The 25,205-nt window shown below is 36.8% G+C and carries 21 protein-coding genes; 5 read left to right on the forward strand and 16 right to left on the reverse strand.

Going from position 1 to position 25,205, the window contains the following annotated elements; genetic code table 11:
- Positions 1-7: 7 nt before the first annotated feature.
- The 10 genes from rsfS to GJV51_01180 all read right to left on the reverse strand — a co-directional run bounded on the left by rsfS (position 8) and on the right by GJV51_01180 (position 6,328).
- Entirely contained in the window at positions 8-382 is a 375-nt protein-coding gene (gene rsfS / locus GJV51_01135; GenBank protein ID QGM24674.1) for a ribosome silencing factor, read from the reverse strand.
- A 3-nt stretch (positions 383-385) separates the two neighbouring features.
- A complete protein-coding gene (locus tag GJV51_01140; GenBank protein ID QGM24675.1) occupies positions 386-970 on the reverse strand; it encodes an HD domain-containing protein in 585 nt (194 codons plus the stop codon).
- Positions 963-1,601 (reverse strand): nicotinate-nucleotide adenylyltransferase, encoded by a 639-nt coding sequence (locus GJV51_01145; GenBank protein ID QGM24676.1) that lies wholly within the window; start codon positions 1,599-1,601, stop codon positions 963-965. Before GJV51_01145 ends, GJV51_01140 begins: the two co-directional genes overlap by 8 nt.
- Positions 1,602-1,611: 10 nt before the next feature.
- On the reverse strand, positions 1,612-1,923 hold the full coding sequence (gene yhbY / locus GJV51_01150) for a ribosome assembly RNA-binding protein YhbY (GenBank protein QGM24677.1): 312 nt from the start codon (positions 1,921-1,923) through the stop codon (positions 1,612-1,614).
- Positions 1,923-3,062 (reverse strand): ribosome biogenesis GTPase YqeH, encoded by a 1,140-nt coding sequence (yqeH, locus tag GJV51_01155; protein QGM24678.1) that lies wholly within the window; start codon positions 3,060-3,062, stop codon positions 1,923-1,925. Before yqeH ends, yhbY begins: the two co-directional genes overlap by 1 nt.
- A complete protein-coding gene (locus tag GJV51_01160) occupies positions 3,052-3,588 on the reverse strand; it encodes a YqeG family HAD IIIA-type phosphatase (protein QGM24679.1) in 537 nt (178 codons plus the stop codon). The genes yqeH and GJV51_01160 overlap by 11 nt, the downstream gene beginning before the upstream one ends.
- A 74-nt stretch (positions 3,589-3,662) precedes the next feature.
- On the reverse strand, positions 3,663-4,331 hold the full coding sequence (locus tag GJV51_01165) for a peptidoglycan-binding protein (GenBank protein ID QGM24680.1): 669 nt from the start codon (positions 4,329-4,331) through the stop codon (positions 3,663-3,665).
- Between the two features lie 106 nt (positions 4,332-4,437).
- Positions 4,438-4,941 carry a DUF1440 domain-containing protein gene (locus GJV51_01170; GenBank protein ID QGM24681.1) on the reverse strand — a complete coding sequence of 168 codons (504 nt, stop codon included), beginning with the start codon at positions 4,939-4,941 and terminating at the stop codon, positions 4,438-4,440.
- A gap of 106 nt (positions 4,942-5,047) precedes the next feature.
- On the reverse strand, positions 5,048-5,698 hold the full coding sequence (locus GJV51_01175) for an NAD(P)H-binding protein (GenBank protein ID QGM24682.1): 651 nt from the start codon (positions 5,696-5,698) through the stop codon (positions 5,048-5,050).
- A gap of 24 nt (positions 5,699-5,722) precedes the next feature.
- On the reverse strand, positions 5,723-6,328 hold the full coding sequence (locus GJV51_01180) for a nitroreductase (GenBank protein ID QGM24683.1): 606 nt from the start codon (positions 6,326-6,328) through the stop codon (positions 5,723-5,725).
- A gap of 138 nt (positions 6,329-6,466) precedes the next feature.
- On the opposite strand from GJV51_01180, the gene GJV51_01185 reads away from it, so the two are divergent.
- Entirely contained in the window at positions 6,467-6,886 is a 420-nt protein-coding gene (locus GJV51_01185) for a transcriptional regulator (GenBank protein QGM24684.1), read from the forward strand.
- 56 nt (positions 6,887-6,942) lie between these two features.
- Here GJV51_01185 and GJV51_01190 read toward each other — a convergent pair whose 3' ends face one another.
- The 3 genes from GJV51_01190 to GJV51_01200 form a co-directional block, all read right to left on the reverse strand.
- Positions 6,943-11,517 (reverse strand): hydrolase, encoded by a 4,575-nt coding sequence (locus GJV51_01190; protein ID QGM24685.1) that lies wholly within the window; start codon positions 11,515-11,517, stop codon positions 6,943-6,945.
- Between the two features lie 335 nt (positions 11,518-11,852).
- Positions 11,853-15,725, reverse strand: coding sequence for a hypothetical protein (locus tag GJV51_01195; protein QGM24686.1), 3,873 nt, complete (start codon positions 15,723-15,725; stop codon positions 11,853-11,855).
- A gap of 85 nt (positions 15,726-15,810) precedes the next feature.
- On the reverse strand, positions 15,811-16,023 hold the full coding sequence (locus tag GJV51_01200) for an XRE family transcriptional regulator (protein QGM24687.1): 213 nt from the start codon (positions 16,021-16,023) through the stop codon (positions 15,811-15,813).
- 152 nt (positions 16,024-16,175) lie between these two features.
- Between GJV51_01200 and GJV51_01205 the strand changes: the two genes are divergently transcribed.
- Positions 16,176-16,565, forward strand: coding sequence for a helix-turn-helix domain-containing protein (locus GJV51_01205; GenBank protein ID QGM24688.1), 390 nt, complete (start codon positions 16,176-16,178; stop codon positions 16,563-16,565).
- A gap of 6 nt (positions 16,566-16,571) precedes the next feature.
- Positions 16,572-16,979: an ImmA/IrrE family metallo-endopeptidase gene (locus GJV51_01210; GenBank protein QGM24689.1), complete on the forward strand. Its 408-nt coding sequence runs from the start codon at positions 16,572-16,574 to the stop codon at positions 16,977-16,979.
- A 55-nt stretch (positions 16,980-17,034) separates the two neighbouring features.
- Here the strand turns inward: GJV51_01210 and GJV51_01215 are convergent, their stop codons facing one another.
- Positions 17,035-21,426 carry a glucosyltransferase gene (locus tag GJV51_01215; GenBank protein QGM24690.1) on the reverse strand — a complete coding sequence of 1,464 codons (4,392 nt, stop codon included), beginning with the start codon at positions 21,424-21,426 and terminating at the stop codon, positions 17,035-17,037.
- Positions 21,427-21,714: 288 nt separating this feature from the next.
- Here GJV51_01215 and GJV51_01220 point away from each other — a divergent pair, with 288 nt between their 5' ends.
- Complete coding sequence (locus GJV51_01220; GenBank protein ID QGM24691.1) at positions 21,715-21,936, forward strand: helix-turn-helix domain-containing protein; 222 nt, start codon at positions 21,715-21,717, stop codon at positions 21,934-21,936.
- Positions 21,897-22,598 carry an XRE family transcriptional regulator gene (locus GJV51_01225; GenBank protein QGM24692.1) on the forward strand — a complete coding sequence of 234 codons (702 nt, stop codon included), beginning with the start codon at positions 21,897-21,899 and terminating at the stop codon, positions 22,596-22,598. Before GJV51_01220 ends, GJV51_01225 begins: the two co-directional genes overlap by 40 nt.
- A 31-nt stretch (positions 22,599-22,629) precedes the next feature.
- On the opposite strand, the gene GJV51_01230 is transcribed toward GJV51_01225, so the two are convergent.
- Both GJV51_01230 and GJV51_01235 read right to left on the reverse strand, forming a co-directional pair.
- Positions 22,630-23,868 carry a hypothetical protein gene (locus GJV51_01230; protein QGM24693.1) on the reverse strand — a complete coding sequence of 413 codons (1,239 nt, stop codon included), beginning with the start codon at positions 23,866-23,868 and terminating at the stop codon, positions 22,630-22,632.
- A gap of 160 nt (positions 23,869-24,028) precedes the next feature.
- A complete protein-coding gene (locus tag GJV51_01235) occupies positions 24,029-25,024 on the reverse strand; it encodes a lactate dehydrogenase (protein QGM24694.1) in 996 nt (331 codons plus the stop codon).
- Between the last annotated feature and the right edge of the window lie 181 nt (positions 25,025-25,205).

Here is a 25,205-nt window from a genome sequence, read left to right on the forward strand (position 1 = left end):
ATTCCGCTTAATTCTCTGTTAATAAATTATCAAGATTAACATAAGGAGCATCATTCCACAAACGTTCTAGGTTGTAAAAATCACGGCCTTCTGTTGAGAATATGTGGACGATAACATCCCCTAAATCCATAAGGACCCATTCACCTGCTTGAAATCCTTCCATAAAGCGAACCGATCCACCCGCTTCTTGTATTTTATCTTTAACTTCCGTAGCAATAGCTTGTACCTGTCGTGTAGACGTAGCGTCTGCAATAACGAAATAATCGGCCATCAAGCTCACTTCGCGCATATCAAGTGCAACAATATTATTTGCTTTCTTGTTATCAACTGCCTGCACGGCAGTATTTAAAGTATCTTGTACATTTAATGCTGTTATTGTCATATTTTATTTTTCTTTCTTAATCCAATAATTATATGTTTCAAGTGATTTAGGATAAATTGGTGTTTCTTTATGAATTAAACGTGCTAAGGTATGAACAATTTGATATTTAATACCTTGCGCTAAACTTTGGTCAGTAATCGTACGAGCTTCTTCGACTCCTGGAAAATCACGACCTAGTTCTAAATAATCTGCCATAAATATAACTTGTGACAATTTATCCATACTAGCACCGGCGCCTGTTGTATGCTGACGAACAGCATTTAGTATATCTGTATCAACAATTCCTAGCTCGTTACGAATCATCTCCGCGCCAACAATACCATGCCAAACATAATTTCCCCAATGAATCAAATCTGGATCCATATGTTTAGCCTGAATAACTTTTATAAAATCATTATCTGATCGCTCTTTGGCATAATCATGTACCAAAGCAGCAACTTCTGCTTTGTTAACATCAACATCATTGGCTTTAGCCAACTTCACTGCATAGTCACGCACACGCAAAACATGCTGGTAACGGTAATCAGATAATTTTTCGGAAATTTTTGCTTCCAAATCAGTAATTGTACCATCAAAATACTTAGTCATATAAGCCTCTGTACAAATCATACTCTCGAATAAACAGTGCTTCTCGTTCTGGCACCAAGTAATTAATACTTTGATTCATACGAATTCTTGTCCGTACCTCTGAAGCGCTGACGCTAATGTTTGGCACATCAAACCATAACACGGGATAATCGGACGTTGTCTCTTGTCCAGAATGGACACCAGCAGCAAACGTAACAATTTGACTTAACTCGTCAATGTGATCCCAAGTGGGTAACTTTCTAACTGTATTTGCACCCATAATAAAATAATATTCGTTTTCTGGATGCTTATCTACAAGTTCTCTCATTGATTGGTAAGTATGAGATTCGCCGCCATTACGGATTTCCAATAACTCAAGTTCAAAAAAAGGATTATCCAAAATCGCCATATGAACCAATTGCATGCGATAAGACGGTTCAATTGCGCTAGCATGAGTAGCATCAACAGGTTGCGCATTAGGCATCCAATAAACTTTTTCAAGTCCAAGTTGTTTCCCAACACATTCTGCTAAAACCAACTGCCCAATGTGCGGTGGATTAAAGGTACCACCAAAAATTCCAATACGATGTTTGGTCTCACTTGGTTCCAGTTCTAGCTGATGTTGTAGTGCAGTTGTTGATGTTCCAATCATAGCTATCTCCTCAGATTTTTGCTAGATTTAATGAAATCTTCTTATATTTGTCTTCTTTTGCTGGTAAATACAAGACAACCGTACGACCGATTGTCTGTGCAACCGTGATATCTGAATGTGCTTCAATAAAATCAGCAACTTCTTTTGCTGTTTCATCAGCACTTTGCTGCAAACTAATTTTGACCAATTCTCTTTTGGCCAAGGCCAAAACAATTTCATCAACCCAATTCTGAGTCAAACCATTTTTTCCGACTGAAAAAATTGGTGATAATGTGTTTGCTTGTGAACGTAAATAACGTTTTTGTTTTCCTGTTAATTGCATTAAATCATTGCCTTTCGAATGAGGACACTGACGTCCTTTGGTGCCCAACCGGCTACTTTTATGCCAGCCGGTACGCTAATCCAACCTAAACCTGAAAAAACAATGTCACTGTCTTCAGTAATACTGAACTCATGTCTGATTAGATTTTGATGCTGGATTGGTGCTGGTGCTAGTAGTTCACCTGCATGTTGTTCATAAAAATCATCCGCACCAATAAGCTTCGTGCGGTGTAAATTCAAGTTATTTTCAAAATAAGCCGTTATGGCACTACGCGCACCACTGATAAAATCAAATCGCGCCAGACCGCCGATAAAAATTGTTTGTTCTGGGTTTAATTGATACGTTCGTGGTTTAATTTCATTTTTGGGTAGTGCAAACTTTAAGTCTTTATCGGTTAGCACATGAGCCATCTGATCACGCTTAATAATTCCTGGCGTGTCGATTAGTTGCTGACCATCTTCCAATGGAATTTCAATTCGATCAAGTGTGGTTCCTGGAAATCTCGATGTCGTAATCAAATTTTGAATACCCGTACGAGACTTGATAATTTGATTGATTAACGTTGATTTACCCACGTTGGTAACCCCAACGACAAAGACATCACGTCCATCACGCAAATTATCGATGGTATCTAATAGCTCATCTAAATTTTTAGGACGGGTTGCGGACGTTAAAAAGACATCCACGGGTTGAATACCTTGTGTTTTCAATTCAGCGCGCAACCAGTTCTTCAGGCGATTCTTGTTTAATAGCTTAGGCAATAAGTCAACCTTATTAGCTACTACTAGAATTGGATTATCTTTTCCTACGAAGCGAGGTAATCCAGAAATTGCAGAACCAGTTACATCAAACACATCAATAACATAAACAATCAATGCCTTGGTATCTGATATTTGATGAAGCAGGTTGGCAAAGTCATCATCCGTAAGTTCTACCGGCTGAATTTCGTTGTAGTGACGTAGACGAAAACAACGTTGACAAAATAATTTTTCACTGCTAATGGATTTTTTGAGGGCGCTCATTGGCAAATAACCTATTTTGTCTTTATCTTCAACTTGCATCAAAGCACCACAGCCAATGCAGCGTAATCCTTCATTTAATTGTTCTTGAACATATTCATCAGTAATTTCAGTTGTCACGTAACGTTTTCTCCCATTTTAAGTGCGGATGTGCTTGAAACACAATTTTTTTGACATATTTCTCAATGCGACGATTTAACCATGTTTGCCACATATCTGACTCAATTAAGCGTTGTACAAGTACACTACGTACACCAGCACTATGCGCTGCCCAGACATCAGTTAACAGTTGATCTCCCACCATAATGACTTCTTGTCGTTTCAAATGATGCGTGCGTAATACATGCAAGATACCTCGTGGCAGCGGCTTTAACGACCATGAAACAAATTTGACATCAAGCGGTTTAACTGCTTTTTCGACGCGTTTCGTAGTATTATTAGAAACCACAATTAGTTCAATACCACCATCTCGTAAATCTTGTAACCACTTCTTTAGTTCAGGCGTTCCATCTGGGTTGTTCCACGCTAACAATGTATTGTCTAAATCCGCGAGTACAGTTTTGATACCACGCGCTTTTAAATCTTCAACAGTCAAATCATAAATTCGTTCAACCATATATGTTGGTGTAAAGTGTTCTAAGCGCATTATATCCCATCGTCCGTTTATTTTATTCTTTTCTATTATAACAAAAAAACACGTATGCCGTGTTACGTGTTTGACTAATACCAATTATTAGCTTGCCAATGCGCAATAGCATTAGCCACAGTCCCATAGCGAGCAGAGATATACTTCTGCATTGCTTCTAGTTGGACTGCGTAATTGCCATGGTAATCTTTTCCTGGCACATATTGCGCATAATAATTTTCAGATAACTGACCAATGCCGTAGTATGCACCGTTTTGAGCGTTGACATTTCCACCACTTTCATGTTGGATTAACCATTGTATGTCTGATGATGCAACCGGCATTTCTGGTGCAGTTGAACTCTGTGTTGACTGATTACTTGCTGTAACAGCCTGCATTGATTGCGTCTCATTTACAGTAGCGATTGCCTTTGGCGTGTCGGTTGTCACCACTTCAGAAGATACACCAGTTACTTGCGGCGCATCTACAACTTTTTCTTGTGATTCACTTGATTGTGAATTCGCTTTAACTTCATTGTTCTCACTTGGAGCTACTACTTTTTTAGGTGTCGCTTTACTCGTAGTAAGTTGAACATCCGTAAATGATGAAATGGCAGAACTAACTGCCTTGACATTTACGGTTTTATTCATGCTGGCAGCTTCAGCAGGCTGATTTTCTGTTTCAAGTTGTGTTCCCAAAACAACTAAAGACAAACCAGTTAATAGGGCACTTATTATCATTATTCTCTTCATCATGTAATCCATTGTGCCGTCAAAATATTACATTAATATTACAAACGATGATAAAAATGTGGTCTAAAAATACTTAATATACAAAAAAATGATAAACGTTTAACTAAATGTGTGATATTTAGTAATTTGGTAACCAATTAGTTACCACAAGTAGTGCAATCATGATTAAGTACATTGACCACCCCCATACAATATGACCCAAAAACTCAGATAAATGTTCTGAAAATGGTTGCTTTAAAGCAGACGGAATAGTTTTCGTAGCTGGTAAAATAATAATATGGAAAGCAATCCAAATCACAATACCATACACACTACCTTGTCCAAGCATAGCCATGGGGAAAAATTGATCAAACAAAACCAATAATATACCGAAAGCAATCGAGAAAGAAAAATGCATGATTAACGCTACATAGTGTACTTTTTGATCAGTAGCATAATAAAAATAGGCGTGTGTCCATTTTCGTGGTACACCCATTTGTTGCAGCAACCGCTGTGGCGGATTCGTTTCATCACGTGCTTGTGTTCTTGGCGGCAAAATAGCTTCCCAGCCAATCTTAACCATTCCGGAAATAATCCCTGCTACCGTCCCAATTACAACGACAGCCAACATAAATTCCAACATAAATTTCTCCCTTAATAACTAAAATATTTCACTTTCTATACTACACATTATTTTTATATTACAAAAGAGCAACGCTCATTAAGAATGTTGCTCTTTTTCCAAACTATTAAGCATTAACTACCGTGAAGCGCTTTTTTTCTGCACTTGGTTTATTAATTTCTGACATAATTGCTTTAGCCATTGTACCACTATTTGTAATAGATTCGTTATTCTCACCAAAGAGCAAATGGTCTGTTCCTAACTTATATTGAGTTGCTTCACCTGCTTGGAAAGTACTACCCGGTGATACACCAGTCCAATTGACATTATCAATATTCCGTAAAAAGTCTAGTTCTTTTTTCTGATTATCCGGTATTGATACCCAAGAAGCAGCATCTGGTAATTTTTTCAAATCTTCCAATAATAGATGATTATCTTCCCCAGTCATCAAACTACCTGCACCTAAAATAAAGATTAAACGTGGCGCAGTTGTTTCTCGAAGCAGTCCAATCAGATGGGCTGCTAAATCAATATGTTGATATGCCAGCGTTGGGGCTGTAGCAAATGCATTGATAACCACATCAAACTGCAACAAATCTGCTTTAGTCAATGCAAACGCATCTTTTTCCAAGACTTTTGCATTCTGACCAAGCGTTTGATGTGCTTTGTCAGTCGATCTTACAATCGCAGTAACATCAAATTCTTGATTGAAAGCTTCTTGATAGACTGCAGAACCGGCCATACCTGTTGCACCAATAATACCAATTTTAATTGTCATACTGTCCTTCTTTCTTAATACTACTTACTTGAAAATCTTAAAACGTACATCATCTGTCATATATTCTTTAGTACTTGCTGGTGCTTCAATTGATCCAAATGGCATCTGACTACGTAAGTTCCATGATTCAGGTATATCAAATATCGTGTGTACGTCAGCATCTATCAAAGGATTATAGTGCTGCAAGCTTGCACCAATGCCATTTGTTGCCAAGGCTTGCCAAACATTAATTTGTGCCATACCATTGGCCTGATCAGCCCAAATTGGAAAGTTTTCCGCATATAAAGGAAGTTGTTCTTGATATTGCTCAACGATACTATCGTCCGTGAAGAATAAAATTGTTCCAACGCCAGCCTTGAAACTATCAATTTTTTGACGAGTTGCTTTGTAACTTTCTTCATCAGGAACTTCCGACTTTAATCTTTCAGCAACTATTTCCCATAATTTATCAGATGATTCACCAAATAAAATAGCAGCCCTAACCGTTTGGTTATTGAAAGAACTTGGTGATTCCTTAATTGCTGACTGAATTAACGCAGCAATGTCCTCATTATGATCAGTTACATTCTTACCTAATGCATAAATTGATCGCCTTTTCTTAATCGTTTCGATATAATCTTGATTAACCATGTGTGACACCTTTTTCGTTTTGTAGTACACTTTTAATGATATACTGTAACAGTATTTGTTACAGGTAAATCATACTACGATTAATGAAAATTTGTCAAGAAAAAGATATCGAAAAGATACTAGAAAGTGAACATGCTTATGAAATACTCTACTAAGTTAAGCGATGCTATACATATTCTAACCTATATCGTCGTTAATCAAGGAACCGACCTATCAAGCACACAAATTGCTAAAAGTGTTAACTCTAACCCTGTGGTTATTAGACGAATTATGTCACAACTCAAAAACAACGGTTGTTTATTATCAAGTAATGGACGTGCAAATCCAAAACTAGCTCGTCCAGCCGACACAATTAGTTTATTAGATATTTATCACGCTGTGGAAGAAGACACTTCATTTCTCAAGATTGACACCAAAACAAATCAAAATTGTAATGTTGGTAGTCAAATTCAAATAACTTTAAATAAATACTATAACCAAGTACAAGAAGCCGCTGAAAAAGAAATGAATAAAATTAAATTAGCAGATATTATCAATGAATTTCAAACAGACCATTAAATCAAAAAACCAAAAGTCACAATGACCTTTGGTTTTTCACTATATGCACAGAAGACTTATACTGACACAGCATTTCCATTATTATCAAATTGGTAAACTTTACCTTGATCACTTACGAAAGCACTGTCTTTTGTTTGTACACCAGTAACTTCATCAAAATGTTGCAAACTGTCATCAACTACCTTAAAACCTTTAATACGTTGATAATTAGCGTCTGTTAAATACCAATTATCTTGATACCTGAAATAATCATTTTTTACAGCCACACCTTGTGTAGCATTAAAATAGTAACTCAAGTTGGTGTCTGGATCCACCACGATAGCATCTTTCACTTGCTCACCATTTTGGTCGAAGTACCTTAATGCATCATCTTGCAATACAAATCCTGTTTTTGCACGACCATTATCATCTAACAACATATATTTCCCATTTGTTAACTGATAATATCGGTTTTTGACCAAATTTCCCGTATTGTCAAAAACATAGGTACTCCCGTTAATTTTTTGAACACCTGTCACTAAGCGACCATCAGTGGCACTCGTGTAGAAAGTATCCCCGTCTGCATCAATGAATTCACCCTTACTTTGATGACCATCATTATAGAAATATTGTTTTTTACCATTAATTGTTTGGATACCAGTGACCGCATGACCACTACCATCAAAATAGAACCATTGACCTTTATTATTTTGCACATAACGTAGAATAGCTAAGTTACCACTACCTGGTTCAAAGTAGTACTTATAACCATCATTGCCAACCACAAACTTATCCTTAACTTGCACACCATTTTGATCAAAATACTGTTGGTGTCCATCAATTGCTGTAAATCCTGATTTAAGCATTACACCAGTATTATCAAAATAATAAGCATTTCCATTTTGATCCGTTATATATTGATCAAAGACTTGATGGCCTTTCTTATCAAAATAAACAATTGTGCCATCTTCATTTTGTAAGAAGCTCTTAACTAATTCAATACCATTAGGTAAGAAGAAATAAGTATGATTATTAATCTTTTGCAAGCCTGTTACTAGATGACCTGTCTTATCAAAATAGTAATAATTATCATCATCATCTTGAATAAATGCATTTTGAGCACGATAACCACTTAATGTATAATAGATGATTCCTTTGTCATCGTGTGTAAAGCCAGTTTCTGACAGATCGTTAGTTAACTGTTTTGGTAAGTAGTCACCATCCTCAGTGTTTGAAACGACCTTAAAGTACTTATTAGAACCCATATCTTTCAATACATAGCCAGCACCCTTACCTTGGATGTTAGACCCGTTGAAGTACTTAGCAGCCCATTCAGTAATCTTCACGCTACCATCAATTGGAACACCCGTTGAGATTTGGTTTACTTTAAACAAAGATGGATAGAGTGCCTGCAACTTTTCTAGGAAAGCACCGCCGTACATCTCTTGATATTGACCACCACCACGACTTTGTACAACATATAAGGCGTTGTCAATATCAGAATCTGGATCATCATCTCCATATGAATTTGTTCTTGTGACTGTAGCTAATTCTTGTTCTGGCAAATTATAAATTTGATCCGGAACCCAATCGGCAATTGCTTGGATGCCACTAGCATGTAAGGCTTTGATAGCATCACGCAATTGATCAGCAGTTCCATATTTTGTCGGTGTGCCATAACCTAAGTCATATCGATCAGTGAATGCATACCCATTTTGAATAATTGAATCCAAGAAACTTGTATCTGTACTTGAACGATATTGTGGTGCCAATTGGAAGCTTGTAACACCCCATTGCTTGAATTGGTCCGCATTCTGAGCAATGACTACGTTTGTATATTCACTGTTGTCCGTAGCAAATGCTTGGAAGTTTGAGAAACCTTCGTATATAACCTGAGAATCAAGGGCAGCGTTTGAACGGAATACTTTACCACTTGTGTTCGTTGTTGTGTCAGATGCCGTTCGTGCATCTTGATCTTGTTGCGCACCTACCGGAACCCAAACCGCCAAATAACCAGAAACTTGTGGATTTTGCACACCATAAATTGATTGGTTCGTAAAGACCAAATCACCATTTTCATCTGTATACGACACAGGAGCATTATCATCAGTATCATAATAAGCTAAGCCATCCGCGGTTGTTGATAACAAAGCACGATAAGCTTGATTCTTATGAGCCGCTCCCATGTGCAATGTGACTGTATTTCCATCCTCTAATTGTAGTTTGGCGTTATTGCTGACAATCACGCCAATACCTTCCGTACGCGTCTCAGCTGTTCCAGCATCAGAAGCTGTCATAGCATCTTTACCATAGCGAACGCTTGTTAATATATCATTATTATCAACGGACATCGATTGACCGCCAGCAACATATTGAATTCTAGCCTTCAGCAAAGTATTAATTGCATCATAATATGGAGACTTCGTTGCCATATATTGACCATCATCCGTATATAAATCACCGTAGTAAACACGAGGAACGGTATCTTTATTAGTTAGCAACATTGCATAGGCACTAGCCATATTATATTGTGTATATTTTTTATCTGCTAACTTTTCATCTTCATTATATACTTTGAAAGCTGCTGCCAATTGTTCGGTTGTTGGTGCCAAACTATTTTCAACATCAGGATACAAGTCGGAAACGATTTGGGCAATAACCGTTTGCACCTCACTGTCATGTGCACGCACAAAACTATAGTTAGGAATTGCTTCGTTTTCCGTACTATCATTAGATCTATCAACCAAATAATAATCCATGAAACGTTGCATTGTACCGCGGATGTCAGATGATTTTGTTAACGACCAGATTAATTGTGTATGCGCATAATCATCCATGGTTAATTGATTGCTGCCTTGATCGGTTACATACAAAGGATCATTGTGGCTCCAATCTTCCAAAATGGACAGATGCTTATTAGCAGTATCATCATTTTGGTCAACGCCATAAGCCAACTTAAAATAATCGGCCGCAATTTGTAATAAGTCAGCATCCACATTATCAACTGCATCTACACGAATACCGTCAAAGTTAGCATCCGCATCGTTGGCCGTAATTGTGCCAAAATTCATTAAATAATATAGCCAATTTAATTGTTCAGCCTGGACTACAGGATTTGAATTATCAACGTCATTGGCTAACAATAATTCAAAACCTCCTTTTGAATTATCTAAATTATACGCCTGTTCACCAGTCTGGTTTGTTGGTGTCCGATTTAGTAGTCTAAAGTTGGAATTAGCATCAGGTGTCAGTGGGCTGTTGACATAAGTTAAGGCACCATTTTGCAAATGATCATTGCTCATATCTTCACTATTTTCATTCCACTGTGGTTGCGTAACGATGAAAGCCGCCATAGCGTCCTTTAGCCACTCTGTACTTTGTTGCGCACTAATCTTCATTTCAATTGATTTCTGAACATAGTTACTTGCTTCATTTAATAAGCTTTGGCTATCATCGGTTTTAAAACTATCATCATTACTGATGAACCCTAAATCAGCCATATAGTTTAAATAATTGACCTGTGTTTTCTTATCAGGCCACCACACTGACAATATTGGCCTGAAATCTTTATCTGTAGAAGGCTCCCAATCTGTGCCGTTACGTAAAATATCTGTTGGGCGATACCATGAACTAGCTGTTAAATAGCCATTGATATTTTTAAAATCCTCAGAATCTGTACCATGGGCTGCATTATGTTCGCTGTAATCCGTATTTTGTGTCGTCAAACCTTCTTTTATTTCAGAAGTGGTATTCGAAATTTCTTGCCCTGTATCCTGATCAAATGTCATTATTTGACCATCAATTACACCAGAGAAACCTTTTTTTAATTGTCCAAGATTATCAAAATAGTAATTTTTTCCCGCAATATTTTTAATACCGGTAGCAGCTTGTCCTTTATCATCAAAGTAATATGTTGTACCATTTTCAGATTGGTAGTATTGATTAAAAATTTGTTGACCTGCATCATTAAAAGCAACTATATTCCCATCGATACTTTGCAGTCCCGTTAACTCATCACCTGAATCTTTATCAAAATAATATATCTGATTGTCGATTGTGACGTACTGGCCTTTGACTTGTTTACCACTCTCGTCAAAATATTGAATATTGTTATCTATTGTTGATAAACCTTTAGCATTTTTGCCATCATCAAAATAATAGTACCAACTGCCATCTTTTTCAACGTATTTTCCGCTTACTTGTTGTGTCTCATCCGTCGTTTTCTTATCGGAATAATGGTCAGTTGCAGAAGCTTTTGATTCCTTATTTTCATTAACTTGAGCCACTTCTTCCTTGTTACCGACTTTTTCATGATCAAGTGCATGAGTATCTGCCTGTTTTTCTGTCACATTACTATCAGCAGATTGTGTCGTGTCGTTTACAACAGCCGTTGTTACATTGTCATCAGCAGTTGCTGGCTGAACTTGAGAATCTTTTTCAGTACCTGTAGTGTTGTGCTGTGTGTCTGTCGTTTGATCTGAAAAAGATTGAACGTTATTTCCACTCACATCAGGTACACTATTGTCTCCCAAAACACTTGGTGTTGCTAAAGCAAATGAAGCGGTTAATGCAAAGGCACAAACTCCACCAACTACCCAACTTTTCCCAACTTTATAAAGCTTTTTTCGCATTACTTTTTCTGTAAACGGCATAAATTTTCTCCTCATAATATTCTCTTCTATTACATTGAAAAATTATAGCTTAATTTATTTGTAAAAACAGTAAAAATTTCAATACATTATCGACATATTTTTAAAAACATTGTAAAAACAGTCAATTGGAGAATTATATTAATATCACAAAAATTAATTTTTTTATAAAAAAAGCATTGTCAACTTATCTATTGATTAGTCACTAATTTTATTGATTATAAAGTAACAAAAAGTAACATACAATCTCATAATATAAATGAGATATACAAAGGTATTTAATGCGTCCAATAAATTTAGTAATATATATAAACTAATTATTCCAGTTGTTTATTTCATCATATTCGAACTCTTTTGTGTAACTTAACAAATATAAGCAACATTCCTAGTGTAATTACTTCTAATACGGATACAGGATATTGCTTTGTAGCCGTTTTAGGCAATTGCAAACTATTTTGGGATTGTTTCATTTTTTGTTTTTCAATATCTTTGTAAGTTTTTAAAGTATCGCCTGTTTGGTTAATGTTAGAAGTATCATTAAAGTGAGTTTTTGTTACTAAAGCATCCGTCTGCTGATTTTTTTCTGTATTCTGCTTTGGCTCATTTTTATGGTAGCTAATCCTTTCTTCAACGGCAGCAGTTAGATTATTTTCCTTCAACTGACTGGATGAAAAAGTACTTTCACCAGAATTATGATAATAATTCTCCAACTTTTGATTAATTACACTAGATACATCTTTAGCTAAAACTTGTTTTTCTTGGGCTTGATTGTCGTTTCCAATAGGAGCGTACTCATCTTTAACTGTTACTTGCCCCATAACATTACTGTTTGTTTTTACTGTGCTCAGAATGTTTTTTTCAAAATTTCTCGTACTGTCTCGCATGTTTTCATGATCAACACGATTTGTAATATCTTCACTTTCAATACTATTTGACACAACTTGATTATCTAAGCTGTTTTGGCCAACGAGACCATTTCGGCCGTCACGACCATTCACACTATCTTTACCGTCGATACCGTTCCGGCCATCAACACCATCCTTACCGTTTCGGCCGTCAACACCATTTTTACCGTCTTTACCATCGTTACCGTTCCGGCCATCAACACCATTTTTACCATCTTTGCCATCGTTACCGTTCCGGCCGTTAATACCATTTTTACCGTCTTTACCATCGTTACCGTTCTGGCCATCAACACCATTTTTACCGTCTTTGCCATCGATACCATTTTGGCCGTCAACACCATTTTTACCATCTTTGCCATCGTTACCGTTCCGGCCGTCAACACCATTTTTACCATCTTTGCCATCGTTACCGTTCCGGCCGTTAATACCATTTTTACCGTCTTTGCCATCGTTACCGTTCTGGCCGTCAACACCATTTTTACCGTCTTTGCCATCGATACCATTTTGGCCGTCAACACCATTTTTACCATCTTTGCCATCGTTACCGTTCCGGCCGTCAACACCATTTTTACCATCTTTGCCATCGTTACCGTTCTGGCCATCAACACCATCCTTACCATCTCTGCCATCGTTACCGTTCCGGCCGTCAACACCATTTTTACCGTCTTTGCCATCGTTACCATTTTGGCCGTCAATACCATTTTCACCGTCTTTGCCATCGTTACCGTTCCGGCCATCAACACCATTTTTACCGTCTTTACCATCGTTACCGTTCCGGCCATCAACACCATTTTTACCGTCTTTACCATCGTTACCGTTTCGGCCGTTAATACCATTTATACCGTCTTTGCCATCGTTACCGTTCTGGCCATCAACACCATTTTTACCACCTTTGCCATCGTTACCGTTCTGGCCGTCAACACCATTTTTACCGTCTTTACCATCGTTACCGTTCTGGCCATCAACACCATTTTTACCGTCTTTGCCATCGTTACCGTTCCGGCCGTCAACACCATTTTTACCATCTTTGCCATCGTTACCGTTCCGGCCGTTAATACCATTTATACCGTCTTTACCATCGTTACCGTTCTGGCCATCAACACCATTTTTACCGTCTTTGCCATCGTTACCGTTCCGGCCGTCAATACCATTTTCACCGTCTTTGCCATCGTTACCGTTCTGGCCATCACGACCATCCTTACCATCAGTACCGTTGTGGCCATCACGACCATCCTTACCATCAGTACCGTTGTGGCCATCAACACCATCCTTACCATCTCTGCCATCGTTACCATTTTGGCCATCACGACCATCCTTACCATCAGTACCATTGTGGCCATCAACACCATCCTTACCATCTCTGCCATCGATACCGTTCTGGCCATCAACACCTTTTTCACCATCTTTGCCGTCCAGGCCATTCTTACCATCGACTGAATAAGTATAAATCACCCAGACATTAGTTTTTGGATTAGCAATATCTTTTTTTTCACCAAATACACCACCATTGCCATCTGCAATATAAGTATAATGTAATAATCCATCATTAGAATCGGTGATGCCTGCTAATTCTTGATGTAATGTTTCTGGAACCTCATATGTGGTTACATCCCCGTCTGGATTATTGCTAATGAAATTACCCACTTTGTCGTAATAAGATTCGCCACTAGTTCCTTTAATGGTTTGTGTTGCCTGCAATTCTTTACCATTTATCTGCTTAAGGACATAGTGAACTATGACTTCAGATTGATTTTTTACGCTTGCGTCCTTAGTAGTTGGAGATGTCGCTGCCCCATACCCCTTCTGCTCATTTTCAGGGGCTATTGTTTCATTTGATTCTTCATTTTCCTGATGGCCTTCGTCAACTAAATCAGGAATTTCTGCTACTGTTGGTTGAATACTATTATTTTTTTCGTACATTATAGTATTCAAATGATAAGCAGCCGTAACTGGATCCAACTTTGTTGGCTTTTTTAAAAATGCTAGTTCATGAGAATTCATATTATGATTTTCATGCCACCAGCGAGCATTTTTATTCATCGGAACCGCACCAATATATAATGTCGGTTTATCTGTTGTAAAATCTGTAAAAGATACGCCTTCTTCAATAGCATAGTGTTGAGGGTTGGTATCCTCATCATAATTCGGGGATTGAAAATCAGCACTTGTATTTACATAAGCAAACCCACCAGGGGCATTGTCTACAATACCTTCAGCACTGATATAATCTAAGCCAATTGTTGATTCCTCATTGATGATCGCTGTTTTGGCATCATTTGTTTGAACATACTCTTTGCGATTACCATTCCAGTTATCCCACTCTGGGCCTGCAAAATTTGTCGAGCTTAAGGATCCAGACAAAAAATATACTTTGGCTTCTTCATTTGAACCAGGAACTTTAGAAATTGGTACGACTTCATGATTATCACTATAAGTAAACCAGAAAGTTGTTTGCCAATTTAAGTTTGTTGCCCATACGTTATCAACAGCGTTACTACTGATAGCTATATGCGGAATGCCGGATTCCTTGTAATTGTTACTGTCATTCCAATTACCATTTTGTAATTGGAAATCATGGAAAATTTCGTGAAAATCGACGCTTCGTTTATTGCCATCAGAATCTTCGATACTTCCTGAACCAGACCATGTTTTTTCGATTGTGGCATTCAATACCTGTGGTCCTTCATATTCCCATACTTTTGTACTATCGCTCAGATTGGCATGTGAACCAATACCTGTGTATATTTTACTAGGTTCTATATTCGATGTTGGGCTACTCTCATCTGCCGGTTTTGAGGTATCAAACGTCAATGCTTGTTTGGCAGCTGATGTCGCAACCTGTGTCTTGCCATCCTTATTTTGTTGTGCCCCTTTGTATAAAGCGGTTTCGTAGTCTTCAGTACATTGATCAAATATTTGATTATTTTGCTGTTGCGTTTTTGTAGCATGCTGTAGTTCAGCAATTTGTTGTGCATAATCACTTTCAATGTCATTTTTGACCTTAGTAATATCCTCAGAGTCACTCACTATTTTACTTTGAGAAGGTTCTTGTGTAACAGTAACTCCCACACTTTCAGCCGATTTAACGGCATTAAGAATTTCCGTGTCATCTACTAGAGGTGTCTGATTGTCTGATACGTCAACGACATCTCTACTATTTTGGACTAAACTGCTCTGCTCAATATTCTTCCCATCATCAGCACTGACAATATTTATAGATGCATTAAACAATGCGACAGCAACAGTTGCTGTTATCCATAATTTTCCTGACCTATATACTTTATATTGATCTTTTCTATTTTCCATATGCTCCCCCCAAGTAATTATTGTAAGTGTTTATTATATCATTTTGATAAACGTTAAACAATATTTGTATAGTTTTAGCAAACAGTTAAATAAAAAAAATATCCTTGATTTCTTTATCAAGTCCTTTAGCAATTTTTTTAGCCGTTGGTGGTGATGGATGTTTCTTATTATTTAAATATTCTGTCATTAATGAATAATTGACCCCGATTCTTTTGGAAAAAATCGCAATACTTTCCCCACGTATTGCGATTTCCTTTCTAACCGAAGTAGCATCTCGAAACTGTAATGTTAGTGACATTTATCTTCCCCATTCTTTATCATAGTGTCATTATATAGACGTTGTATCACATTGTCAAACGTTGTATATGCTGTTTTGCAACTTATCATGTTTGTGTTTGTTTTTCATTTGTATATAATAAAAAGTAAACATCTAACAAGAGGTTTACATATATGGTAACAAAAGAACAGTTTGGTCAAAGAATTAAACATATTAGAGAAAAAAAGCATTATACTGTTCGTCAAACTGCCTTACAAGGTAATTTTTCATCTGCCTATTTATCTCAGATTGAAAATGGTAATAAAAACATTCCTAAAGTTGACACACTTTATCGCATTGCCAAAGGATTGAGAATATCAAAAGATGAAATATTACATATTGCCGGAATTACTGCTCACACGTCACCTAAACATTCAAATAGTGTGGATCTTGGCAAACAATTTACCGATGATGAGTTACTCTTGTCTTTTGAAGGGAAACCCTTATCACCAGAATATCGCGAAGCAATTTTATCTATTCTGCGCACCTTACCAGATGCCGATACGAAGACGAAAAAGGATTAATTTTTAGTGTACATAGATGACAGCATTTCAAACTATCTTGACCAAATCGTGCAAAAAAATGGTTTGATATTAATACATATTGATGGTAAAGAACTTGACCCAGATGTGGCCAATGGTCGTAAAAGAGCTATCATCATCAACAATAATTACAAAACAAACTTCAGTCGCTATTTTAGAATTGCGCATGAAATAGCTCATTTAATTTATACAAGAAGTAATAATACTTACACATTTTCTCCGCTTTCAAAATTATCAGATGAAACCGAAGCTAATTTACATGCTATCCAAATTTTAATAGATTTTTACTTCTCAGAAATCCCTTTAAAGCAAGACCGTTGGGAACGGCGATTTCACTTTATTGAAGCCTTTGGCCTTGGTCAAATAACACATCTGGTTGAAAAAAAATTAGCATAAAAAAGTGCCACCAATAAATTGATGACACTTTTTTTATGTTATGATTTCAATTCAGTTAGCTTTGGATCAGCTCTCCAGAATCTGCATCGTAATATTTTTGGCTACCGTCAGCTTGTGTTACTGCGGCACCTTTAATTTGACGACCACTGGCATCAAAATAAAGTTGTTGACCATTAATCTTTTGTTCACCAGTTACGGCAACACCATTAGTACTAAAGTATGCCCATGCTCCATCTGATATTCGTTCAAAGCGGTCCGTAATCATTTCGCCAGAATCTGCATCGTAATAACGCATCTTACCATCAGGAGTCGTATATTCACGACCCTTAACTTGGCTACCATTGCTTTCAAAGAACAAATGTTGACCTTTTATGACTTGCGAACCAGTTACGACGTTACCCTTCTTATTAAAGTACACCCATGATCCATCTGATAACTTTTCAAAACGATTTGTAATCATTGCACCAGAATTCGCATCATAATAATGTACGTTTCCTTTTTTATCAGTTGCTTCCTTCCCCTTAACCTGTTGTCCGTTAGCATCAAAGAACAATTTTTGTCCATTGATTGTCTGTCCACCAGTTACAGCGATACCATCAGCATTAAAGTATGACCATGTACCATCTGTGTTTTCACCAAAGCGGTTTGTCACCATATCACCAGAATCAGTGTCAAAATAACGTAGCTTTCCGTCTGCACCCTTCACGGAAGTACCTTTCACCTGAATACCATTCTTATCAAAATATTGAATATGGTCTTGCCCGTCAACAGTTACAGTTGTTAATCCACCATTAGCCATAGCACCGTTTTTGTCAAAGTAACGCCAAGTTTTATTAGCTAACATGTAATATCCATCAATAGCTTGTTTACCATGTTGATTGAAATAATACACATTTCCTTTACTATCTTCTAAGATTGCATCTTGTAATTCAATCCCATTAGGCAAGAAATAATAATTATTATCACTGACTTTTTGGAAACCATAGGTCATATAACCATTCTCGTCAAAGTAATACCAATTAGATTTATCATCTTGAATGAATGTATTTTTTGCTTGATATCCACTTGTAGAATAATATGTCATCCCACCGTCAGTTGAAATAAATCCAGTATTTGCTTCTTGATTAGTCAGCTGCTTTGGCAAAAATACACTGCTATTACTTGATGTGCTTACCTTGAAATACTCATTTGTAGCCCAGTCTTTCAGGACATAATAAGCACCACGACCTTGAATATTAGTACCGTTAAAGTACTTAGCGGACCATTCTTTTATCTTTTCACTAGGATCCATTGGTACGCCTGTTGAAATTTGATTTTTTTCAAATAGAGAGGGGTATAATTCCTTGATTTCATCAAGGAATTCTCCACCGTAACGTGCCTGATATTCTCCGCCACCAACAGTTTGTGAAGCATACAATGTTTTATTCATGACAGAATCTTGATTGTAAATCCCTGAGTTATTGACACGTTGTACGGCAACAACCTCTTTACCTGTCAAATTATAAATCTGGTCTGGTACCCAATCTGCCATTGCCTGGATACCTGTCGCATGCAAAGCCTTAATAGCTGTGCGGAGTTGATCTACAGTACCATACTTCGTTGGTGTATTGAATCCAAGGTCATAACGATCAGTAAATGCATAACCATTTTGAATAATTGAGTCTAAGAAACTACTATCCGTACTTGAACGATATTGTGGTGGGAACTCAAAATTGGTCACCCCCCAACTCTTGTACAAATCAGTATTGTTTGCAATTTGCACATTAGCATATTCTGCTTCTGTAGTTGGTGTAGATTGAAAATTAGAGAAACTTTCATAAATCACTTGAGAGTCCAGTGCGGCGTTTGAATGCAATGTTTGTCCATCAGTAGTTACTTCTGTACTACTTTCAGTTCTTGCATCTTGCGTATCTGAAGCACCAACAGGTACCCAAACTGCCAAATATCCAGAAACTTGTGGATTGGCTGTACCTTCAATATCTGAACTATTGAAAATCAGTTGGCCATTGCTATCTGTATATCTTATTAAGCTTTGTAAAACATCACTATCAGATACATAAGTAGCTATACCTTCTTTAGTTGTTAACAAAGCAGGACGATACGCTTGGTTTTTGTGCGCTATGCCCATATCTACAACAATTTGATCTGTACTGCTCAACTTCAAGTCTGGGTTATTACTTTCAATTACTGCAATACCTTGTGTACGCGTTTCATCTGTCCCTGCATCGGTAGCAGTCATTGCACCTTTACCGTAGCGTACTGATGTCAAAATACCTCTATAGCTATCTGCAGCCATACTATCGTCACCTTGCATATATTTCATAGACATTGTCTGTCCACCAGAAACATACTTGATACGAGACTTCAGCAATGTATCAATGGCATCGTAATAAAGTGACTTTGTGGACATGTATTGACCATCATCAGTATACATATCACCATAGTAAACACGTGGCACAGTATCTTTATTCGTTAATATTGTAGCGTAGGTACTTGGAATATTGTACTGTGTAAATTCCTTAGTTGTTTTTAGCTGATCAGCATTGTAAATTTTAAATGCTTCTGTTAATTGTTCCATTGTTGGTGACAAACCATCAGCATCAGGATCAATACGTTGCTTAATAATTTCTGCAATGACTGTTTGTACTTCACTATCATGTGCACGAACAAAAGAGTAATTTGGTTGTGCGATATTATATGTTGAATCATTTGTACGATTAACTAAACTATTTGTCAAAAATGGTTCTAATCCACTTCTTTTATTACCATATTGGTCGACTGGTGGCATAGTGAGTGAATACTTTAATGACAACCGTAATTTATTATCCATTGATAATTGGTTATTACCATTATCTTTCACATATTCAGCATCGTTGTCACTCCAGTCTTCAAGAATGGAAACATGTTGATTCGAAATAGCATCACTCTTATCTACGCCATATGCGGCCTTGAAATAGTCTGCTGAAATTTGCAATAGGTCAGCATCAACGTTATCAACTGCATCCACTCGAATGCTATCAAAGTTAGCATCTGCATCGTTATTAGTGATTGATCCAAAGTTTAACAAGTAATACATCCAGTTTAGTTGTTCTGCTTGAACAACTGGGTTTGAATTATCTACATCATTGGCCAAGAGAAAGTCATAACCACCTTGAGTTGGATCTGTCGTATACAAAGGTGTGCCTGTTTGATTGGTTGGTGTGCGATTAAGTATCCGATAATCAGAATTTGCATTTGGCGTTTTATCACTATTTACATACAATAATGCACCACCCTGCAAATGATCAGTTCCTTTTGATTCACTAGCAATATTCCAATTTGGTTGGCTATCAACAAATTTTGAAATATCATTTTTTAGCCATTGTGTTTGACCTTCTTGGCTAATTTTTTCTTCAATCTTCACTTGAATGTTTTGTGCTGCTGCATTCAAATCATCTTGACTGTCATCTACAGTATAAACAGTTTCAGTACTGTCTAAATACTTCATCGCATTCAAATAATTTACTTGTGTTGCCTTATCTGGCCACCAAGTCATTAACAATGGTCGTAAATCGTTATCCTTTGATGATTCCCAGTTCTGACCGTTGACAAGTATATCCTTTGGCCTATACCAACTATCAGCTGTTAGATACCCATCAACGTTTGTATAATTATCAGAAGATGTACCAACTGAGGCATTATGCTCCGTATAATTATTATTTTCACTAGTTAAGCCTTCTAAAAATTGATAGTCATTTGTATCAGCTAATGCGCCAGTATCTTTATCAAAATAAAGTACCTTTCCATCGATTACAGTAGCAAAATTCTTTTTTACTTGACCATCATCATCGTAATAATATGTTTTATCATCAATTGTTTTTAGGTTTTTTGAACGGGCTGTTAATGTTGCAGTAGTATCATTCGTCTTCGAATTATTATCAACCGTTTGACTTTTTTGTGCCGATGAATTCACATTTTCATCACTCACCGAAGTTGAATTATTATCAGATGTGTCAACTTGGGCCTTTGCCGTCTTTTCATCTGTTGTTGCGGCTGTTGTCGCATTTTTTTCATCTGTTGATGGAATTGCTGTTGTCACAGGTTTTTCATCTGTTGGTGTGTTTGCCGCTGTTGCAACCTTTTCATCTGTTGATGTGTCTACTGTTGTTGATTTTTTTTCATCTGTTGATGTAGTTGCTGTTACTACAGCCTTTCCATCTGTTGATGTGTCTACTGCTGTTGCGGCTTTTTCATCTGTCGTGAGCGATTTGTCAACCGTAGTCGCATCTGAATTTGATTGATTGACTGTCGTGGCTACGACTACCCCATTGTGTTGTGAAACATCAGCTTGTGCTTGTTGAATAAAACTGGTAACACCAATTATTGAAACACTTCCTGCAATGACTAGCATTTTTCCAGATTTATACATCTTTTTCCGGAAAACACTTGTTACATTTTTATTTCTCATTTGCCTCTTCCCTTCATTCTTTCCCTTTTTGACACAAATGACTATTTTCTAGATAAAACAGTTATTTGTGTTTGTGAGATTTTGAACATTTGTGGCTAAGAATGTTTTGCCAACAAATATTTTTTTACAAACGTTAATCATTAAAACTAACTATTTTAATATATAATGAAACAAATATTTAAAAAAAAATATGCATAATTGAATAATTAGAAAATATTAACTCTAGTTTAATATATAATTAATCACTTTTTTTAAATAAAATATAAAAATTTATAGGTTACTAAGGACATGAACAATAAAAAAGGATCGGTTATTAAGGAAATTAGAAAGATACGAGGAATATCTCAACAACGATTAGGTGTTTTAATCGGCTCACAATCAATGGTATCTAGAATAGAGAATAACAAGACAGAACCAACTGACCACACAGTACTTTTGCTGTGTAACGCTCTCAATATTTCATTTGAAGAATATTTCTCGGCTATTTTTGGCAAAAAAAAAACAACCTAAAAAAACTGATAACTGTTTTAAATCAACATTATCAAGATAATAATCGTCACAAATTGACGCAGTTAACACAATTATTACAAAATGATGCCGTCAGCAATCCTAGTGATCCATTCAGGCGCCATTATTATTTAATGTCATTGTCTACTTTGTACCACTTAGATTTCCTGGTCGCATCAAACGATGATCAGAATGAATTGATTAATTACTTTTTTAATATTAGTTACTGGCAGTTCTATGATCTTTGTTTACTCGCAAATGTAGTGAATATGATACACGTTGAAAGAAGCGCACCTTACATATCTGACATACTTAAACAGTACGCCACAAATAATATGCCAATGGCATCCGTTGAAACTGTCAGCAAAATACTGGTTAATGCTTTGGAAACAAGTATTATACAAAAAAAAGATGACTTCACTAGATATCTATTAGATAAAATTAAAAAATATAAATTTAACACCGATGACTTTAAGTTTCAAACGTGGCTACTATTTTGGACTGGGGTGTTTGAGAATAATAATAACAAAATTAGGCACGCCTACAATATTGCTACGTACCTACATCAAAATATTACTTTAAAAAATTTTGATAAGTTTTTAACAATTACTCAAACATCAAGTCCTTTTTTTGAAGGCAAAAAAAAAGACGCACCTAAAATTTAAACTTTTAGATGTATCTTTTATCAGCTAATAATTACAAATCTTGTTGGAAATCCATTGGGGTATAAAGTTTCAACAATTTACTAAATACAAATTGTGCAATGAATCCTGCAATGATAGGGATAACCAACCATGCTAGAATTGCAATCGCTGGATTAATAAAATGATTCATAACTGTTGAAGGTACCGTAGGGTCTTTGACCATTGATTGGATTGGTGATACCAGTCCAATATAACCAAATCCAGCTGTTGTTGGTGTTCCCTGGATATTAAACAAGGCAACTGGAATACCAGAAATCGCTGCTGCTAACAAGAATGATAACATTGTCACCGGCTTTGCAAAGACTGATGGCATCATACCTTTCATGGCACCCAATGCAATAGCAACTGTTACACCTGGCTTATTGACTTTCCATGAATTAATCAATAACACAATGGTTGTAGCAACAACACCCATGGCGGCCGCACCAGATCCAATTCCTGATAGACTAATTGCCAAAGCAATTCCGACAGTTGAAACTGGTGTAATAATAATAATAGCAAAAGCCATCGCAATTAGCATCGCCATAGGTATAGGTGCTAATTTAGTAAATGTTTCAACCAATTGACCAATCCAAGTCGTAACATCTCCGACATAAGGCGCAATCATTTTACCAATCAGACCAACACCACCACCAACAAGAATAGGACTTAAAATAATAGCAACTGATCCAAATCCTTTTAGGTAACGAGCAACAAGCCAAGTAACGAAAACAGCAATGGCGGAAACAATCATTGCATTGATCACATCACCAGCGCCAGATGCTATATAAACGTTAGCAGGTGCTACAGAATTGAGACCCGTCACTGGATTGAGCCACCCCTTGGGTGCAACGGCCCACTTGATTGACCCAGAAGCTACGGCTGTCGCTATCGCAACAACGCCGACATCTAAGCTCTTCATTTTGAACTGTAAAGCAACCGCCATACCAATCAAAAATGGAATCAATGACGTGAATAACGTTAAAATAGCGCTTAAATTAGCTCCAAATGCCGTAGTACCCAGACCTGAATACTGAATGATGTACTTCATAACAGCTGATGGTAAAACACCAATTAAAATACCCTGTGCTGAACCAGATAACACCTTAAAAAAGAAATCCTTCAAGTGTAAATCAGTTTGGCCACTAAATTCAACAGGGGCATTTTCTTTCGCTTTACGTGCATACTCTTCATTACGTAAATCTTGTGATTCTTTGGCAGACCACTTTTCGCCTTCTGCTTTGATAGACATACTATCCCTTCCTCTTTTCAATTCATATTTATGACACATCTCTCATTGCGCCACACACACTCTTAAATGTATAATACTATAATCAAAAACGCTTGATTATTTTTTCACAAACATATCGGATAAAAAATTCCCAAACATTGAATCTGGGAATTCCATTATATTAATATTCAACAGCAATAGCTGGCTTCTCACCCTTAGCGAAAGCAACTGCCGCATCAAATGATTGGTGAACCATTTCTAGTACAGCTTTAGTTGTATAGAAAGCTGTGTGTGGTGTAACCAATACATTTTCACGTGCGATCAAATCGGCAATCTTAGCATCTGGGAATTCTTTACCAGACCAATCTTCATTAAACAAGCCCACTTCATTTTCATAAACGTCCATACCGAAGTCTGAAATCTTACCAGAATTCAAACCATCAATAATAGCGTCGATGTCCATCAAATTACCACGAGCTGCGTTCATGATAACCACACCATCCTTCATCTTTGCAATAGCTTCTGCATTGATTAGATGATGATTTTCAGGTACACCAGGAACATACAACGAAATGGCATCAGCTTGTGCATATAATTCGTCTAATGTGTCAACGTACAAACCTTCTGCTTGTAATTCAGCATTTGGGTACTTGTCATAAGCGATAACTTTTGCCCCAAATCCCTTCAAAATGTTAATAGCCACACGGCCAATATGACCTGTACCAATAACACCTACTGTTTGCATGCGCATTTCACGGCCAATTGTTGGTGCCCAACGCAAGTCGTGCTTAGCAATTTTGGTATCTAATGCTTTCGTACGACGTAGCAAACGAGATAATTGAATCATTGAATGTTCTGCAATGGCATTTGGTGAATAAACAGGAACATTTGAGATGTTAAAGTTAAATTCACGTGCTGCATCAAAATCAATGTTATCTGTACCAACGTTACGCAATGACAAGTTAGTAACACCAACGTTAGCTAATGCTGTCAATGTTTCACGTGTGTAATCCAATTGTTGATAAACAACAGCTGAATCTGATCCCTCAGCCAACTTAGCTGTTTCGGGTGTCAACAACTCTTGTGTGTAATCCACTTCAATATCTGGGTTAGCCGCTTTCCATTCTTCAAGTGATGGCTTCTCATCATCACGAATGCCGTAAGCAAAAATCTTCATAAGATCCTCCAAAATTTTATTTCATCTATAATTGTACCCTATTTCACGAGCTAACGCACGTGATTAACCCCATATAATGAATAGATTTCAGAAAAAACTTGATGCCTTACAATGATATTCGTTAAACAAATGTAATCATTTCATTTTCTCTATTTTAACTACTAACTAAAGTACTTTTCAT

It is taken from the genome of Leuconostoc mesenteroides subsp. mesenteroides, assembly GCA_009676745.1.
In the GTDB taxonomy this organism is placed as follows: domain Bacteria; phylum Bacillota; class Bacilli; order Lactobacillales; family Lactobacillaceae; genus Leuconostoc; species Leuconostoc koreense.